This is a genomic window from Streptomyces sp. NPDC033270, assembly GCF_055576575.1.
In genome coordinates this window covers 1,762-17,142 of sequence record NZ_JBVIRA010000001.1, presented here as the reverse complement: position 1 = coordinate 17,142, position 15,381 = coordinate 1,762, and the positions used below count along the sequence as shown (strand labels likewise).

Annotated in this window: 10 protein-coding genes and 1 pseudogene; 4 read left to right on the top strand and 7 right to left on the bottom strand. The window is 72.3% G+C overall.

From position 1 onward, the window contains the following. Window positions 1-202: 202 nt before the first annotated feature. Window positions 203-418: a type A2 lantipeptide gene (locus ACZ5XZ_RS00065; protein WP_467657499.1), complete on the bottom strand. Its 216-nt coding sequence runs from the start codon at window positions 416-418 to the stop codon at window positions 203-205. A gap of 771 nt (window positions 419-1,189) precedes the next feature. Between ACZ5XZ_RS00065 and ACZ5XZ_RS00060 the strand changes: the two genes are divergently transcribed. Beyond that, window positions 1,190-2,221, top strand: a complete 1,032-nt coding sequence (locus tag ACZ5XZ_RS00060) for a PHP domain-containing protein (protein WP_468972687.1) — start codon at window positions 1,190-1,192, stop codon at window positions 2,219-2,221. A 12-nt stretch (window positions 2,222-2,233) separates the two neighbouring features. On the opposite strand, the pseudogene ACZ5XZ_RS00055 reads toward ACZ5XZ_RS00060, so the two are convergent. The 5 genes and pseudogenes from ACZ5XZ_RS00055 to tdh all read right to left on the bottom strand — a co-directional run. Beyond that, window positions 2,234-3,373 (bottom strand): annotated as a pseudogene (locus ACZ5XZ_RS00055) (chloride channel protein); the annotation flags it as partial. An 84-nt stretch (window positions 3,374-3,457) separates the two neighbouring features. Continuing rightward, entirely contained in the window at window positions 3,458-3,748 is a 291-nt protein-coding gene (locus ACZ5XZ_RS00050; RefSeq protein ID WP_468972684.1) for a hypothetical protein, read from the bottom strand. Window positions 3,749-3,839: 91 nt separating this feature from the next. After that, window positions 3,840-4,748: a LysR family transcriptional regulator gene (locus ACZ5XZ_RS00045; RefSeq protein ID WP_468972681.1), complete on the bottom strand. Its 909-nt coding sequence runs from the start codon at window positions 4,746-4,748 to the stop codon at window positions 3,840-3,842. A gap of 33 nt (window positions 4,749-4,781) precedes the next feature. Continuing rightward, entirely contained in the window at window positions 4,782-5,999 is a 1,218-nt protein-coding gene (locus tag ACZ5XZ_RS00040) for a glycine C-acetyltransferase (protein WP_468972678.1), read from the bottom strand. 63 nt (window positions 6,000-6,062) lie between these two features. Then, on the bottom strand, window positions 6,063-7,091 hold the full coding sequence (tdh, locus tag ACZ5XZ_RS00035) for an L-threonine 3-dehydrogenase (protein WP_468972675.1): 1,029 nt from the start codon (window positions 7,089-7,091) through the stop codon (window positions 6,063-6,065). Between the two features lie 374 nt (window positions 7,092-7,465). Between tdh and ACZ5XZ_RS00030 the strand changes: the two genes are divergently transcribed. Continuing rightward, on the top strand, window positions 7,466-8,929 hold the full coding sequence (locus tag ACZ5XZ_RS00030) for a S1 family peptidase (protein ID WP_468972672.1): 1,464 nt from the start codon (window positions 7,466-7,468) through the stop codon (window positions 8,927-8,929). 172 nt (window positions 8,930-9,101) lie between these two features. Then, window positions 9,102-11,909: a hypothetical protein gene (locus tag ACZ5XZ_RS00025; RefSeq protein ID WP_468972669.1), complete on the top strand. Its 2,808-nt coding sequence runs from the start codon at window positions 9,102-9,104 to the stop codon at window positions 11,907-11,909. 10 nt (window positions 11,910-11,919) lie between these two features. Here the strand turns inward: ACZ5XZ_RS00025 and ACZ5XZ_RS00020 are convergent, their stop codons facing one another. Then, the gene (locus ACZ5XZ_RS00020) at window positions 11,920-12,699 is read right to left on the bottom strand and encodes a VOC family protein (RefSeq protein ID WP_468972666.1); all 780 of its coding nucleotides are present in this window, start codon (window positions 12,697-12,699) and stop codon (window positions 11,920-11,922) included. A 149-nt stretch (window positions 12,700-12,848) separates the two neighbouring features. Between ACZ5XZ_RS00020 and ACZ5XZ_RS00015 the strand changes: the two genes are divergently transcribed. Then, window positions 12,849-15,284: a SpoIIE family protein phosphatase gene (locus tag ACZ5XZ_RS00015; protein WP_468972663.1), complete on the top strand. Its 2,436-nt coding sequence runs from the start codon at window positions 12,849-12,851 to the stop codon at window positions 15,282-15,284. Window positions 15,285-15,381: the final 97 nt, after the last annotated feature.

The window sequence follows — 15,381 nt, the reverse complement described above, 5'->3', positions numbered from 1 at the left end:
GAGAGGTTTGGGGGGAAAACCGCCCACCCCTTTTTCCCACACCTGAGGTGTTTTGAAGGGGGGGGGGTGGCGGGTTCCCTGGGTGCAGGGGCGAGCCGGGCGGGTCCGGGGCACACGGCCCGGCAGGTCGGCAAGGAGGGGGCGCCGACCTGCCGTTGTCACCGTTCAAAGCCGGCTGTGCCGCTCAGCGGCACAGAGGGGCTCAGAGACCGGAGACGAGGCCCGTGACGGCGCCGGTGTTCACGCCGGTGGTGCCCTGAACCAGGCCGGTGACCTCGCCGACGAGGGGGGAGACCGGGGCAACGGAGTCAACGGTGCCGGTCACGGAACCGACCACGCCGCCGACGAGGCCACCGGACACGTTGTCCAGGTCGGCGTCGGAGATTTCCTGGGTCTGAACCTGGGGGGTGGAGTTCATGATGTTTCCCTTCGGATGAATATCTCGAAAAAGCTGCGGCCGAACCGTCCGGTGGGCTGGTCCGACCACGGCAGCGGGAGTCCGGGCCCGAAATCGGGAACCGTTGGTGTGACTCCCGCAGTGCGAAGGATCAAAGCATGCAGGCGCGTTGTGCGGCTAATCCGACTGCCGTCGAACCGGACGTCGAAGCTCCGCCAAATTACGCGGCGTGCACGCACATCCATGAATCGGTGGCAGCTTCTTCACAACTCCTGCGGTTTCCTCTCCAGGGATGCGCCGGACCCTCGTTCGACGAACGGGACATTCCCGCACCAAACCACTGATCCGCAGGTCAGCGCAGGTATCCGGCACCGGAGTCCGTGTGCCGACTGCGCATTCGGTGTGCAGATTCCTTGAAGGCGGTCAATTTTTACGGCACTTGACCACCCGCCAGCTACAGAACTCCACAGCCCCATCCCCACCGAACCCCGCCGAATGTTGCAAGAGCTTTAACTGCGCCCGATTCACCCACATTTCCCGGGCCGGCATTGCGGCCGTAGAACGTATTGAACGGAATCATCAGCACTATCCGTGCGTCATTCCGAAGCAATCGGATCGACCGCGCCGAGAACGGACATAACCGCATAACGGCACGGCTTCCGACTCGGCGGAAAAGGGCGATTTACCGCCGGTATCACCCCGGTGGCAGCCCGCTTCCGGTTGGGGCACCGTGAAGGGGGACCCGGCAACAGGGACGGGAAGGGCCGGGCACGCCGGGAAGGAGCCGCCTACGTGGAGCCCGTCGAGGCGCTGGAGCGCATCGCCTTCCTCCTGGAGCGCCAGGGGGCGGCGACCTATCGCGTACAGGCCTTCCGCACGGCCGCCACGGCGATCGCCGCCCTGCCGGACGACGAGGTGCGCACCCGCGCGGACCACCACTCGCTGGGGCGCCTGAAGGGGCTCGGGCCCAAAACCACCCGGGTGGTCGAAGAGGCGCTCGTGGGCGTGCGGCCCGAATATCTCGCCCGCCTGGAGGACGAGGTGGGCGGACCGCTGGTCGAGGGGGGAGCGGGAGCGCGGCTGCGGCAGGCGCTGCGCGGCGACTGCCATCTGCACTCGGACTGGTCGGACGGGGGCAGCCCGGTCGAGGCGATGGCCAGGGCCGCCCGCGACCTCGGCCACGACTGGTGTGCGCTGACCGACCACTCCCCCCGGCTCACCGTCGCCCGCGGACTGACCGCCGAGCGGCTGCGGCGGCAACTGGCACTGGTGGCGGAGGTCAACGAGCGGCTGGCGCCGTTCCGGCTGCTGACCGGGATCGAGTGCGACATCCTCGACGACGGCACCCTCGACCAGGAGCCGGAGCTGCTGGACCAGCTCGATGTGGTGGTCGCCTCGGTGCACTCCAAGCTGCGCATGGACAAGGCGCCGATGACCCGGCGGCTGCTGGCCGCGGTCCGCAATCCGCTGGTGGACGTCCTCGGCCACTGCACCGGGCGGCAGATCACCGGCAAGCCGCGCCCGGAGTCGCAGTTCGACGCCGAGGCGGTGTTCGCGGCCTGCGCCGAACACCACACGGCCGTGGAGATCAACTGCCGTCCCGACCGCTTCGATCCCCCGCGCCGACTGCTCCGTCAGGCGCTGGCGGCCGGGACCCTGTTCGCCATCGACAGCGACGCGCACGCGCCGGGCCAACTGGACTGGCAGATCTACGGCTGCGCCCGCGCCGAGGAGTGCGGCGTGCCGGCGGAGCGGGTCATCAACACCTGGACACGGCGCCAGTTGGCCACCTGGACCACAACCGGCCGCACACCGCGCCGGTGAGCCGACGGCCGGTCAGGCTGGGGCCGGCGCGGCGGCGGGCGCGACCGGGGTGAGCCGCAGCACCACGACGTACGCGACGACCACCGCGACGATCACCAGCGGCATGACCGTGAGCCCGTTGCTGCCCATCAGCAGCGTGGCCAGCAGCACCGAGCTCATCGGAAGCCGGAGCATCGCCACCGCCATCGCCCCGACCCCCATCGCGAACGCCGGGGTGAGCGACAGGCCCGGCAGATGGGACAGCGCCACACCGCCCGCCTCCCCGATGAACAGCGCCGGAAAGATCGGACCGCCCCGGAAGGCGCTCAGCGAGGCGCAGTACGCCAGGCTCTTGCAGAGCACGAGCAGCAGCAGTACCGCCACCGAATAGCCGGCGGCGCCGCCATGGACCAGCGACCCCAGCGCCGACTGCCCCGAGTAGAGCACCTCGGTGGCGGGCTTGCCGGTGGCCGCCGCGAATCCGACCGCCAGCCCGCCGACCACCAGGCCCATCAGCACCGTCGCGGGTACCCGGTGCCGCGCGACGCGCGCCTTCAGCAGCTGCGCGAGCCGCCGTACGCCGGTCGCGAGGAACGCGGCCGCCAGCCCGATGACCACGGCCCAGCCGAACTCCCCGGCCATCGGCTCCGCGGCCGTGGGGACGTCGTCCAGCGTGAGCGCGTACGTGCCGAGGCCGGTCCAGTCCCCCAGCCCGGTGAAGATCAGCGCCCCCAGACCGGACGCGAGCAGGCCGGGCAGCAGCACCATCCCCAGCATCGGACCGCCCAGCCCCACCACCTCCATCACCAGGAAGGCGCCCAGGAGCGGGGAGCCGAGCAGGGCGCTGATCGCCGCGAAGCTGCCGGCGGCACCCACCACGGGCAGGGTCCGCTTCGGCAGGCCCGGGTTCATCAGCCGTACGGCACACACGGCCAGCCCGCCGCCGAGGGCGATCAGCGGCGCCTCCGGGCCGAGCACCACGCCGAAGCCGAGGCACGCCAGGGCGGCGAGCACGATGCCGGGCAGGGCGGCGGGCGGCGGGGCGCCGCCGAGCGCCAGGCCGTCGGCCGGCTCATGGCCGCCGTTGCCGGGCAGGTAGCGGATGATCGGCCCGACCAGCAGACCGGCCACCGCGAGCATCGGCACCGGCCACCACAGCGGTGTCCCGGCTAGGGCCTGTCCGATGGGTCAGGGTCGGAAAGGCCGCGGCGTCTGGTGCGGTGCATCGCAAGGCGCCGGAGCGTCTCGATAGCGGAGCTATCGGGACGCTCCGGCAACGCCGCGAGGTGCCGTGCCAGACGCCGCGGACCCGGCCATGACCCATCGGACAGGCCCTAAGCCCAGCGCCCGCGGCAGATCGTGCTCGATCAGCGGTTCCAGCGCATGGACCAGCGCGAGAAAGCCGAAGGAGGCGGCGCACACCGGGACGCCGATCACCGCCGCCACCAGCAGCAGCTTCAGATACCCGCGGGTGCGCACCAGCGCGTAGGGATCCCGCGGCACCGTGGCCGGCGCCTCGCCGACCGGGCCGGTGGGGCCGACCGCCATCGCCTCGCCTCCTCGCCGCCGCGACGAGCCTGCCACGGCCGGCTCACCCCGGCGGGCACGACGCGGGGCCGGACCCCCGAACGCCGCGATCTCACCCCTGCGCGGCCGCGGCCTCCTGGAGGGCGGCCAGGACCGGGCGGAACAGCGGATGCTCCTCGGCTCCACGGCGTACCGCGGCGAAGACCCGGCGGGTGGGCACCACCCCGTCGACCGGCCGGACCACCACCCCCGTCAGGTCCACGTCGCGCAGGGCCGAGCGGGGGACCAGGGCCACGCCGGCCGCGGCGGAGGCCAGGGCGACCACCGCCCGGAAGTCGTCGGAGGAGTGCTCCAGACGCGGCTCGAATCCGGCGTACTCGCAGGCCAGGACGACCACGTCATGGCAGGGGTTGCCCTGGTACGGGCCGATCCAGGGGTCCTCGGCGAGGTCGGCGACCGCCACCTGTTCCGCTTGTGCCAGGCGGTGGTCGGTCGGCAGTACGGCGTCGAACGGCTCGGCGTACAGCGGCAGACGGGTCAGCCGTGGATCGTCCGCGCGGGGCGCGCCCCGGTATTCGACGGCCACCGCCACATCGACCTGCCGGTCGAGGACCATCCGCAGGCTGGCGTCGCCCTCGGCGTCCTGAACGCGGACCTGTATGCCGGGTGCGGAGCGGGCGAGGGCGGTGAGCGCGGGCGCGACGACCAGGCCGATACCGGTGGCGAAGGCCGCGACGGTCACCGTGCCCGCCTCGCCCGAGCCGTACGCGGCCAGCTCGGACTCGGCGCGCTCCAGCTGGGCCAGGACCGCGTTGGCGTGGGAGAGCAGGATGTCGCCCGCGGCGGTCAGCCGCACGCCGCGGGCGCTGCGCTCCACCAGGCGGTGGCCGGTCTCCTGTTCCAGGGCGGCCAGCTGCTGGGAGACCGCCGAGGGCGTGAGATAGAGCGCGGCGGCCGCGGCGGTGACCGTGCGGTGGTCGGCCACCGCACGCAGGATGTGCAGCCGTCGTGCTTCGATCATGCGGCTATTTTCGCAGGCCGCGCCCGCTGGTCCTCACACGCCGGAAGCGGGCTCCGCCTCGGCCGCCATGTCGGACCGCGCCGCCACGAAGGCGTCCACGGCGCGGTGGACGTCCTCGGTGGAGTGGGCGGCCGACAGCTGTACGCGGATGCGCGCCTGGCCCTGCGGGACCACCGGGTAGGAGAAGCCGATGACGTACACCCCGCGCTCCAGGAGCAGCTCCGCCATCCGGGCCGCCTCGGCCGCGTCACCGATCATGACGGGGGCGATGGCATGGTCGCCGGGCAGGACGTCGAAGCCCTCCTCGGTCATCCGGGAGCGGAACAGCGCGGTGTTCGCGTGCAGCCGTTCGCGCAGGTCGCCGGCCTTCTCCAGCAGGTCCAGGACCGTGAGCGAGGCGGCGGCGATCACCGGGGCGAGCGAGTTGGAGAAGAGGTACGGGCGGGAGCGCTGGCGCAGCAGCGCGACGATCTCGGCGCGGGCCGCGACATAGCCGCCGGAGGCACCGCCCAGGGCCTTGCCGAGGGTGCCGGTGATGATGTCGACCCGGTCCATCACGTCGTGGAGTTCGGGGGTGCCGCGGCCGCCGGGGCCGACGAAGCCGACCGCGTGCGAGTCGTCGACCATCACCATGGCGCCGTAGCGGTCGGCCAGGTCGCAGATCTCGCGCAGCGGCGCGACATAGCCGTCCATGGAGAAGACACCGTCGGTGACGATCAGCTTGCGCCCGGCGCCCTCGGCCTCCTTCAGCTGGCGCTCCAGGTCGGCCATGTCGCGGTTGGCGTAGCGGAAGCGGCGGGCCTTGCACAGCCGGATGCCGTCGATGATGGAGGCGTGGTTGAGGGCGTCGGAGATGACCGCGTCGTCCGGGCCGAGCAGGGTCTCGAAGACGCCGCCGTTGGCGTCGAAGCAGGAGGAGTACAAGATGGTGTCCTCCTGGCCCAGGAAGCCGGCGATCCGCTGCTCCAGCTCCTTGTGGACCTCCTGGGTGCCGCAGATGAAGCGGACCGAGGCGAGGCCGTAGCCCCAGCGGTCGAGGGCTCCATGGGCGGCCGCGACGACCTCGGGGTGGTCGGCGAGGCCGAGGTAGTTGTTGGCGCAGAAGTTGAGGACCTCGCCGGGGTTGCCGCCCGCGGTGACCGCGACGGTGGCGGACTGCGGGGTGCCGATGACGCGCTCGGGCTTGTGCAGTCCGGCGGCGCGGATCTCGTCGAGGGTGCCGCGCAGTTCGTCACGTACGGAGTCGAACATCAGGGTTTTCTCCAGGAGTCGGGGTGATACGGCGGGCCGTGCCGCGGAGCCGGGGGCCGGGGTTCAAACAGTCCAGTCGAGGATGATCTTGCCGCTGCGGCCGCTCGCGGCGTCGTCGAAGGCGGCGTCGAAGTCCTGGTACGGGTAGCGGCCGGTGATCACGGGTGCCAGGTCGAGACCGCCCTCCAGCAGTACGGACATCGCGTACCAGGTCTCGAACATCTCCCGGCCGTAGATGCCCTTGATCGTGATCATGGAGGTGACGATCCGGGCCCAGTCGACGGGGAAGTCCTGGGCGGGCAGGCCGAGGACGGCGATCCGGCCGCCGTGCGTCATGTTGGCGATCATGTCGCGCATCGCCTCGGGCCGGCCGGACATCTCCAGGCCGATGTCGAAGCCCTCGCGCAGCCCCAGCACGCGCTGCCCCTCGGCGATCGTCGCGTCGGCGACGTTGAGGGCGAGGCTGACGCCGACCTTGCGGGCGAGCGCCAGGCGCGACTCGCTGACGTCCGTGATCATGACGTTGCGGGCGCCGGCGTGCCGAGCGACGGCCGCGGCCATGATGCCGATCGGTCCGGCGCCGGTGATCAGCACGTCCTCGCCGACCAGCGGGAACGACAGCGCGGTGTGCACGGCGTTGCCGAACGGGTCGAAGACGGCGGCGATGTCGAGGTCGACGGGGCTGCGGTGCACCCACACGTTGCCGGCGGGCAGCGCCACGTACTCCGCGAAGGCGCCGTCCCGGCCGACGCCGAGGCCGACGGTGGCGCGGCACAGATGGCGACGGCCGGCCAGGCAGTTGCGGCACTTGCCGCAGACCAGGTGCCCCTCGCCGCTGACCAGGTCACCGGGCTTGATGTCGGCCACCTCGCGGCCGGTGTGCACCACTTCGCCGACGAACTCGTGGCCGATGGTCAGCGGGGTGGCGATCGACTGCTGCGCCCAGCCGTCCCAGGCCCGGATGTGCAGGTCCGTACCGCAAATACCGGTGCGCAGGACCTTGATCAGTACGTCACCCGGCCCACAGTCCGGCTCGGGGACCTCCGTGAGCCACAGTCCCGGCTCCGCCTTCTGCTTGACCAGTGCCTTCACCGCGCCGGCTCCCGTGGGTAGGTAAGAGTGCTGTGACCTGCCGGGAGGCGTATATCGGCCACCCGGTCTCGATCTGGAAATCTTCCGTATGCCGGGCTTGAGGTCCATCGAGGTTTTCTTAAGCAGGGTCACAGCTGCCCTTTACGCCCCACCGGTCCCGGGGCTCCCTGCGGTCGCGGAGCCCGGGGAGTGTAGGGGTTCGCCAACGCGAACGGCGGAATTCATCACAGGTTGAGTGGCCGTGAGACCGGGGTGGGCGGCGCTACGTAGGACTGGGTGAGCAACTCGCACGGGTGCTGACGCGACGCACCGCGGCCTCCCGTGTGCTTCGTCCCTGTGCGTCCCTGGAGGTCAGTGAATTGAGCCACCGACATGTGAACAAGCGGACGGGCGCCGTCGCCGGGGCGGCCGCGGCCGCCATCGCGGCCGCGGCGATCCTGCTCCCCGACGCCAATGCGAGCACGGACCGGCCACCGGTCCCCCGGACGTTCGGCGCCCACGCGGCCACCCAGCTGGCGACGTCGCTCAAGGCGGACCTCGGGGACCAGACCGCCGGCTGGTACCTGGACGGTGCGAACGGCCACCTGGTCATGAACGTCCTGTCGGAGGACGACGCCGAGAGCGTCCGGGCCAAGGGCGCGGTCGCCAAGGTCGTCCGCAACAGCATGACCGCGCTGAAGGCCGGCACCCAGACCCTGCGCGAGAGCGCCGCGGTGCCCGGCACGGCGTGGTCGATCGACCCGAAGACCAACAAGATCGTGGTGCTGGCCGACAGAACGGTCACCGGCGCCAAGATGGCCACGCTGACCAAGGCCGCCGGCGGTATGCGCGAGCTGGTCACGGTCAAGCGGTCCCAGGGCGAGTTCCAGCGGTACGACGGCGGGGGCGCGGGCAACGCCGCGGGAAGCGGAGGCGCGGGCGGGAACGCCGGCGGGAACGCGGGCGGCGCAAATGCGGGCGGTGCCGCGGGCGGCGGGAACGCGGGTGGTCAGAACGCCGGTGGCGCCGCGGGCGGCGGGGACGCCGGAGGCGGCGGCGCGGCCGCCGGGCCGATCGGCGGCAGCGCCATCTTCGGCGGCAACGCCCGCTGCTCCCTGGGCTTCAACGTCACGGTCAAGGGCGCCCCCGCGTTCCTCACGGCGGGGCACTGCGGCAACGACTCACCGACCTGGTCGGCGGACCAGGGCGGCGGCCAGCCGCTGGGCACGGTCGCCGACTCCAAGTTCCCCAAGACCGACTTCGCGCTGGTCACCTACGACGACACGGCCGCCCAGCCGCAGAGCGCGGTCGACCTGGGCAACGGCAGCACCCAGCAGATCACCAAGGCCGCGGAGGCCGCCGTCGGCATGAAGGTGCAGCGGTCGGGCTCCACCACCGGGCTCCACGACGGCACCGTCACCGGCCTGGACGCCACGGTGAACTACGGCAACGGCGACATCGTCAACGGCCTCATACAGACGGACGTCTGCGCGGAGCCCGGCGACAGCGGCGGCTCGATGTTCTCCGGCGACTCGGCCGTCGGACTGACCTCGGGCGGCAGCGGCGACTGCACCCAGGGCGGCGAGACCTTCTTCCAGCCGGTCACCGACGCCCTGGAGGCCACGGGGGCCGAGATCGGTGCCGGTGGCGGCGGAGGCGGCGCGGACGCCGGAGCGCAGGCCCCGGGCACCGGTACGCAGGACCCCGGAACCGGCACCGAGGACCCGGGCACCGGCACCGGGGCGGAAGACCCGGGCACGGCCACCGAAGACCCGGGCACGGGAACCGAAGACCCCGGCGCGGGCATGGACGACCCCGGCGCCGACCCCGGCATGGATGGCGGTGATTCCCTGAACTGACCACACACTCCCGGAGGTTCGCCTTCCGCAACGGCCCCGCCCACCCCCCTTATCCCCTGTGGGCGGGGCCACTGAGAACCACGAGACCCCTGGGCGAGGCGGAACCATAGCGACCGCCGACGGAGCGGTGCCAGAATGACCGGCCCTACTCCGACCCTTCCTCAGGGGCACCATGGCGTCGAACGAACTCGATTCCCTCACACCCCTCCCTCCCGTGATCCCGGTCTTCCACGGAGCCGGACATCTGCTCCGTCTGATAGCCGACCTGGTACGCAGGCCACGCCGCCGGGAGTGCCCGGAGCCGGTGCGGCACCGCGGAGTGGCCCAGGGGCGCGAGGGCCTGCCGGTGGTCTGCCTGGTCGGCGGGGACGACCACGCCCAACTCGCCAAGGGCATCAGCTACTTCCTCAGCCACGCCGACCCCCGACGGGTGCCGCACGTACTGCACGACCTCGAAGCCGGCGCACCGCTCGCCGACCCGGAGTCCGTCGACGCGGTGCGCCGCACCCTGGAGCGGCTGGCGCAGGGCTTCGCCCTCAGCGTCAACGGCAACGACGGACGGGTCCGCTTCCGCCGGTTCGGGCTGGTCAACTGGCTGATGCAGGTGGGCGCCGACAGCGGCCGCGACCACCCGGGCGATGTGGAGGGCAACGACCACACCCTGCTCCAGGGCCTGCGGGAGCGGGAGTTCCGGCGCCGGCGGCTGTTCGGGCTGCTGCGCTCCCCGGAGACCGAGCTCGCGGTGGACGGCAAGGTGCCGTGGTGGGTGTGGCTGTTCGCGGTGCACGTCTTTCCGCTCGCTTGGTTCCGGATCCGCCGCGGGCTGAGCTGCGAGTACCGCTGGCTGCTCAACCAGCCCTACCTCGCACCGCGCGACCCGGGCACCTTCACCGGGTTCGCCGAGCGGCTGACCGCGCCCCACAACGAGGTCGAAGACCCCGAACAGTTACGGAAGTTGATGGTCAACGCGTTCCTGGAGGATCTGCGCGTCGCCTTCCGCCGCCGCATCTGGCGGCCCCGGACAGCCCGGCGCACCGCGTACTGCGTGGCGCTGCTGGACGGTCTGGGTCCGGACACCTGCGGCTATCCGCTGCTCCGGACGATCATCGACGTACGCAACGAGACCGGCGCGTTCGACCCGCTGCTGGTCGTCGCCTGCGGCGCCGAGCCGCCCGCCGAGGGCACCGGGGTCCGCGCCGACTGGGGCCGGCGTGAGCTGTGGCGGCTCTCCGACCGGCTCTACGGCGGCTGGCGGGACACCTTTCTGCACCAGGGCCGGGCCCGCAACCGCGCACCGTGGTACCTGCCGGTCAGCGTGCCCCGGCTGATGCCGCCCACCGAGGAGAGCTACGAGCTGACGCGGCGGCTGGAGGTCGCCCAGGACGCCCGGCTGCGGATCCCCGAACCACCGCTGTGGGCCCGCCGGGTGGTGTCGGTGGCCGCGGCCTGCTCGGCGGTCCTCGCGCTGCTGGGGGCGGGCGGGCTGGTGCTGGGCGCCGAGAGCGGCTACCGGCAGGCGCACTGCGGTCTGAGCCGGTTCGACGACGACGCCGACACCCTGCTCACCGCGGAGACCGGCGAGTGCATCGGGGTGGCACGGCACGGCTTCACCTTCCACTCCCCCGACCCGTCGCTCGACCGGACCCTGCAGACCATCTACGCCCAGAACACCCGCGCCGAGGAGGCGCACCAGGCGGCGCCGGAACGCCCCTTCGTCACCCTCGTCCATCTGTCCGCGCTGCTCAGCGTCTCGGGCAAGCCCTCGGGGCAGCTCGCCTACGGGCGCGAGGCGCTGCAGGGCGCGGCGAGCGCCCAGTCCCGGCAGCTGCGCAGCACCGGTGCCACCGAGCCGATCCTGCGGATCTTCCCCGCCAACGCCGGATCGGGGATGCGCTTCGGCACGCGGGTGGTGGACATCCTGGAGCGGCTCCAGCAGCAGGACCCCTCCCTCGTCGGGGTCACCGGGCTCGACCAGAGCCGGGAGGCGACCAACCGGACGATACGGCGGCTGACCGCGGTGGGGCTGCCGATGGTGGCCACCACCCTGTCCGCGGACACGCTGGTGCGGCAGTCCCCGATGTACTTCCAGGTGTCGCCGCAGAACACCCGCGAGGCGGAGGTCGCCGCGGCGTACGTCGACCACCTCGTGGGACAGGGCACGGGCAGTTCGGCCCGGCATGTGCGGATCATCGGTTCCGCCGATCCCAGCGACACCTACAGCAAGACGCTCGGCGACGATGCCGCCCGGCGTTTCCGGGCCCGCGGATTCCAGGTCGAAAGGACGGTGTTCACCCCGCCCCCGCCGCCGGGTGAGGATCCCTCGTCCGACGCCCCCGGCCCCGGGACGGTCGGCCAGCGAAGCTGCTCCTACCAGGGTGTGGTGTTCTACGCGGGGCGCTCGGAGGACTTCGAGGCGCTGCTCGGCGGGATCAACGAGTCCTGCAACTCCGATCCGCCCACGCTGATCGGCGGTGACGACGTGGCGCGGCTGGCCGCGGACGCGGACCGGCGCGAGCACTACCCCGGAATCCCCTACGACTTCCTGGACTTCACCCTCGGCTCGGCGCACTGCGACGGCACCAGCGAGCTGTACGCGGAGCTGAGCCGGCTCTTCCCCGACGAGTGCGCGAAGGTGCCCAACTCCTCCCTGGACGGCCATGCGGCGCTCGGCTTCGACGCTGTCAAGCTGTACATCAACGCGGTCAAGCAGTTGCGTGAGGAGGCCGCCCAGATGCCGCTGACGCCGCCCGCGGTGTGGCATGCGATCAGCGGCGTCCACGGCGACGCGGCGCTGGACGGGGAGAGCGGGATCATCAGCTTCGGCGGTGATGTGGACCGCCAGGTCCCGTTGGACAAGCTGCTGTCGGTGCAGCGCATCGACGGCGTGGGCCGGCCGACCCAGGCCGGGTTCTGTGGCCGGGTCGGCGGGAAGCGGCAGTCGGCGTGGTGCCCGCCGCTGGAGCCGGAGCAGGGCCGCTGAGGTGCGGGGGTCAGTCCGCGGTGACGGTGAAGATGCCGCCCTCGGGGTCGCGGATCATCGCCTGCCGGCCCGCGCCCTCGGCGCCCGGGGTCACGGGGGTGACGGTGCCGCCGGCGGCGACCGCGGCGGCCGTCACCTTCTCGATGTCACGGACCGGGAAGTGGACGTGCCAGCGGGGGCGCACCCGCGGGTCCGGGGCGGACTCCACGGCGCCGCCGTGCAGGGTGGCGACGGTGTGCGTACCGTCGCGGACGATCACCTGGTCGTGTTCGTAGGTCACATCGCAGCCGCCGGGCTCCTCGGAGGCCCAGCCGAAGACCTCCGCGTAGAAGATCGCGGCTTCGAAGGCGTCACGAGTGCGCAGTTCCAGGGAGGCGGGCGCGTTGCCCTGCCCGACCGACCAGGCCAGCGTCTGGCCCTCCCAGAAGCCGAAGGTGGCTCCGTCCCGGTCGGCGGCGAGGGCGGCGCGTCCGGGGCCGATCTTGAGCGGGCCGACGGCGACGGTCGCACCGCGCTCACGGATCCGGCCCGCGGTGTCGTCGGCGTCCTCCACCGCGAAGTACGCGGTCCAGACCACGGCGATCTGGAGGCTCTTGGCGAGGGCACCGACACCGGCCACCGGCTCGCCGTCCAGCAGGGCGATGGAGAACTCGTCGCCGAGACTGGCCCGGCGGAACCGCCAGTCCAGGACCGCGGAGTAGAACCCCTGCGCGGCCTCCAGGTCGCGGGCCAGCAGGCTGACCCAGCACGGAGCGCCCCGTACCGGGGTCGTGGGCCGATGGGCCGACATGACATCTGCCTCCTGTCGCTCGCACCCTCTCCCACTGTGCCAGCGACACCGCGGGGCCGCACCAAGGGCGCGGCTCGTCGGGCAACGCGGTTGTGCCGGTCTTGATCAGGCTCGATGCTGTAGGTACTGAACCGGGCTGGGTTGATGCCATGAACGCATGGAACGCGGCCGAGAGCGCCGACTTCCGTGGTCCCCTCGACGTCACCAGGGCGGCCACGGTGGTTCTGGATGCCCGGGACCTGGTCATCGGCTGGAGTCCGGCGGCCCGGCGGCTCCTCGGGTATGCGCCGGACGAGATCATCGGCCGCCCTTTGGAGACCTTCCTGCCGGCCGCCGAGGCGGCCGGGCCCGCGTGGGCCGAACGGGCCCCGGAGGCGTCGCTCAGCGGGAGCGAGCCCCGTACGGCGCGGCACCGGGACGGCCGGCTGCTGCCGGTGGCGATCACCACCTGCGCGCTGAGCGTCCCCGCCGACGCGGGTGCCGCCCCGGCCCGCGTCCTGGTCGCGGCCGCGCTGGACGAACAACAGGTGTGGGACTCCCAGCAGTCGATGCTCCACGGACTCGCCACCCAGTCCCCGGTGGGCCTGGGCATCTACTCCACCGATCTGCGGCTGACCTGGGCGAACACCGCGTATGTGCGGGAGATAGGGCAGCCACTGCGGGAGTTCCTCGGCACCCGGGCCGACGAGCTGTACCCCGACGGCGAGTTCGTGACCGAGGGGTATCCGCGCACCCTCGAAGAGGTCATGAACAACGTCCTCGACACCGGCGAACCGATCCTCGACCTGCACTTCGTCGGCCAGCAGCCCTCCGACCCGGGCCCCGATCACGTCTGGTCGTGCTCCTACTACCGGCTGCAGGACGCCCGCGGGCAGGTGATCGGGGTGTGCGAGGACGCCTTCGACATCACCGAGCGCTATCAGGCGCAACGCCGGCTGAACCTGCTGGTGGCGGCCGGTACCCGGATCGGCACCACGCTCGACATGGCCGTCACCGCCCGGGAGATGACCGAGGTGGCGGTGCCGGACTTCGCCACCATGGTCGCCGTCGACCTGGTGCAGTCGGTGCTGGAGGGCGCGGAGCCGGATCCGGGCAACGGCACCCTGCCCACACTGGTCCGGGTCGCCACCCGCCGCGCCGACGACCCGCCCGGCGCCCCGCCGCACGACCCGTACCGCGTCGCGTACCCGCCCGGTTCGCTGCCGTACCGCAGCCTGTCCTCCGGCGGGATGGTGCGCGGGGAGAGCAGCATGGTCGTGCCGCTGCGGTCCGGCGGGGCTCCGATGGGCCTGGTGACCTTCAGCCGCGGGGAGCTGCCCTCGCTCTTCGACAAGGGTGAGGTCGCGCTGGCCGACGAGCTGGTCACCCGAACGGCGGTGTGCCTGGACAACGCCCGCCGCTTCACCCGGGAGCACACCGCCGCACTGACCCTCCAGCGCAATCTGCTGCCGCAGCATCTGCCCGAGCAGTCCGCGGTGGATCTGGCCTACCGCTATCTGCCCAGCGACGAGGGGGCCGGCGTCGGCGGCGACTGGTTCGACGTCATCGAGCTGTCCGGCACCCGGGTCGGGCTGGTCGTCGGCGACGTCGTCGGCCATGGCCTGGAGGCGGCCGCCACCATGGGGCGGCTGAGGACGACCGTACGCGCCCTGGCCCGGCTCGACCTCTCCCCCGACGAGCTGCTGAGCCGGCTCGACGACCTGGTGGGGCAGACCGCCGAGGACCGGGCGGACCGGAGCGGCACCGATGCCGCCCCGGACGATGTCGCCACCGGCGTGACCTGCCTGTACGCGGTCTACGACCCCGTCTCACGGCACTGCACGATGGCGCGGGCCGGCCATCTGCCACCGGCCGTGGTCGACGCGGACGGCGCACTGTACTTCCCGGATCTGCCGGCCGGCCCGCCACTGGGCCTCGGGGGCCTGCCGTTCGAATCGCTGGAGCTCGAACTGCCGGTGGGCAGCCTGATCGCGCTCTTCACGGACGGGCTGGTCGAGGCCCGCGAGCGGGATGTGGACGAGGGGCTGGAGCTGCTGGGCCGGGTGCTGGCCGACCACCGCGCACCGCTGGACGAGCTGTGCGACCGGGCCCTTGCGGAGCTGTTGCCGGACGGCCCGGCCGCCGACGACTCCGCGCTGCTGCTGGTGCGCACCCGCGAGCTGGACGCCCGGCAGGTCGCGGCCTGGGAGCTGCCCGCCGAGCCGGCCGCGGTGGGCCGGGCCCGGGAGCTGGCCACCGGGCAACTGCGCAAGTGGGGCCTGGAGGAGTTGTCGTACGCCACCGAACTCGTGGTCAGCGAGCTGGTCACCAATGCGGTACGGCACGCCTCGGGGCCGCTGCATCTGCGCCTGCTGCGCGACCTGACGTTGCTGACCGAGGTCTCCGACACCGGTCACACCTCCCCGCACCTCCGGCACGCCGCCAGCGACGACGAGGGCGGGCGGGGGCTGTTCATCGTCGCGCAGCTCGTCCAGCGCTGGGGGACGCGCTACACGCCGTACGGCAAGACGATCTGGACGGAGCAGGCGTTTCCACCGCACTATCCCGGGGCCCGGCGGCCGTCGGCCGGCCCTGCGCCGGCTTAGGGCCCGTCCGATGGATCAGGCCTAGGGCCTGTCCGATGGGTCAGGGGGTGGAGGCCCCCGCTCCCCCCCCCCCCTACAACACACGGGGGGTGGGGGT

What these genes read in the sequence shown, in the direction of transcription:
- ACZ5XZ_RS00025 (WP_468972669.1), top strand. Translation starts at nt 9,102, where the DNA reads ATGGCGTCGAACGAACTCGATTCCCTCACACCCCTCCCTCCCGTGATC.
- ACZ5XZ_RS00050 (WP_468972684.1), bottom strand. Translation starts at nt 3,748, where the DNA reads ATGGCGGTCGGCCCCACCGGCCCGGTCGGCGAGGCGCCGGCCACGGTG.
- ACZ5XZ_RS00040 (WP_468972678.1), bottom strand. Translation starts at nt 5,999, where the DNA reads ATGTTCGACTCCGTACGTGACGAACTGCGCGGCACCCTCGACGAGATC.
- ACZ5XZ_RS00065 (WP_467657499.1), bottom strand. Translation starts at nt 418, where the DNA reads ATGAACTCCACCCCCCAGGTTCAGACCCAGGAAATCTCCGACGCCGAC.
- ACZ5XZ_RS00015 (WP_468972663.1), top strand. Translation starts at nt 12,849, where the DNA reads ATGAACGCATGGAACGCGGCCGAGAGCGCCGACTTCCGTGGTCCCCTC.
- ACZ5XZ_RS00045 (WP_468972681.1), bottom strand. Translation starts at nt 4,748, where the DNA reads ATGATCGAAGCACGACGGCTGCACATCCTGCGTGCGGTGGCCGACCAC.
- ACZ5XZ_RS00020 (WP_468972666.1), bottom strand. Translation starts at nt 12,699, where the DNA reads ATGTCGGCCCATCGGCCCACGACCCCGGTACGGGGCGCTCCGTGCTGG.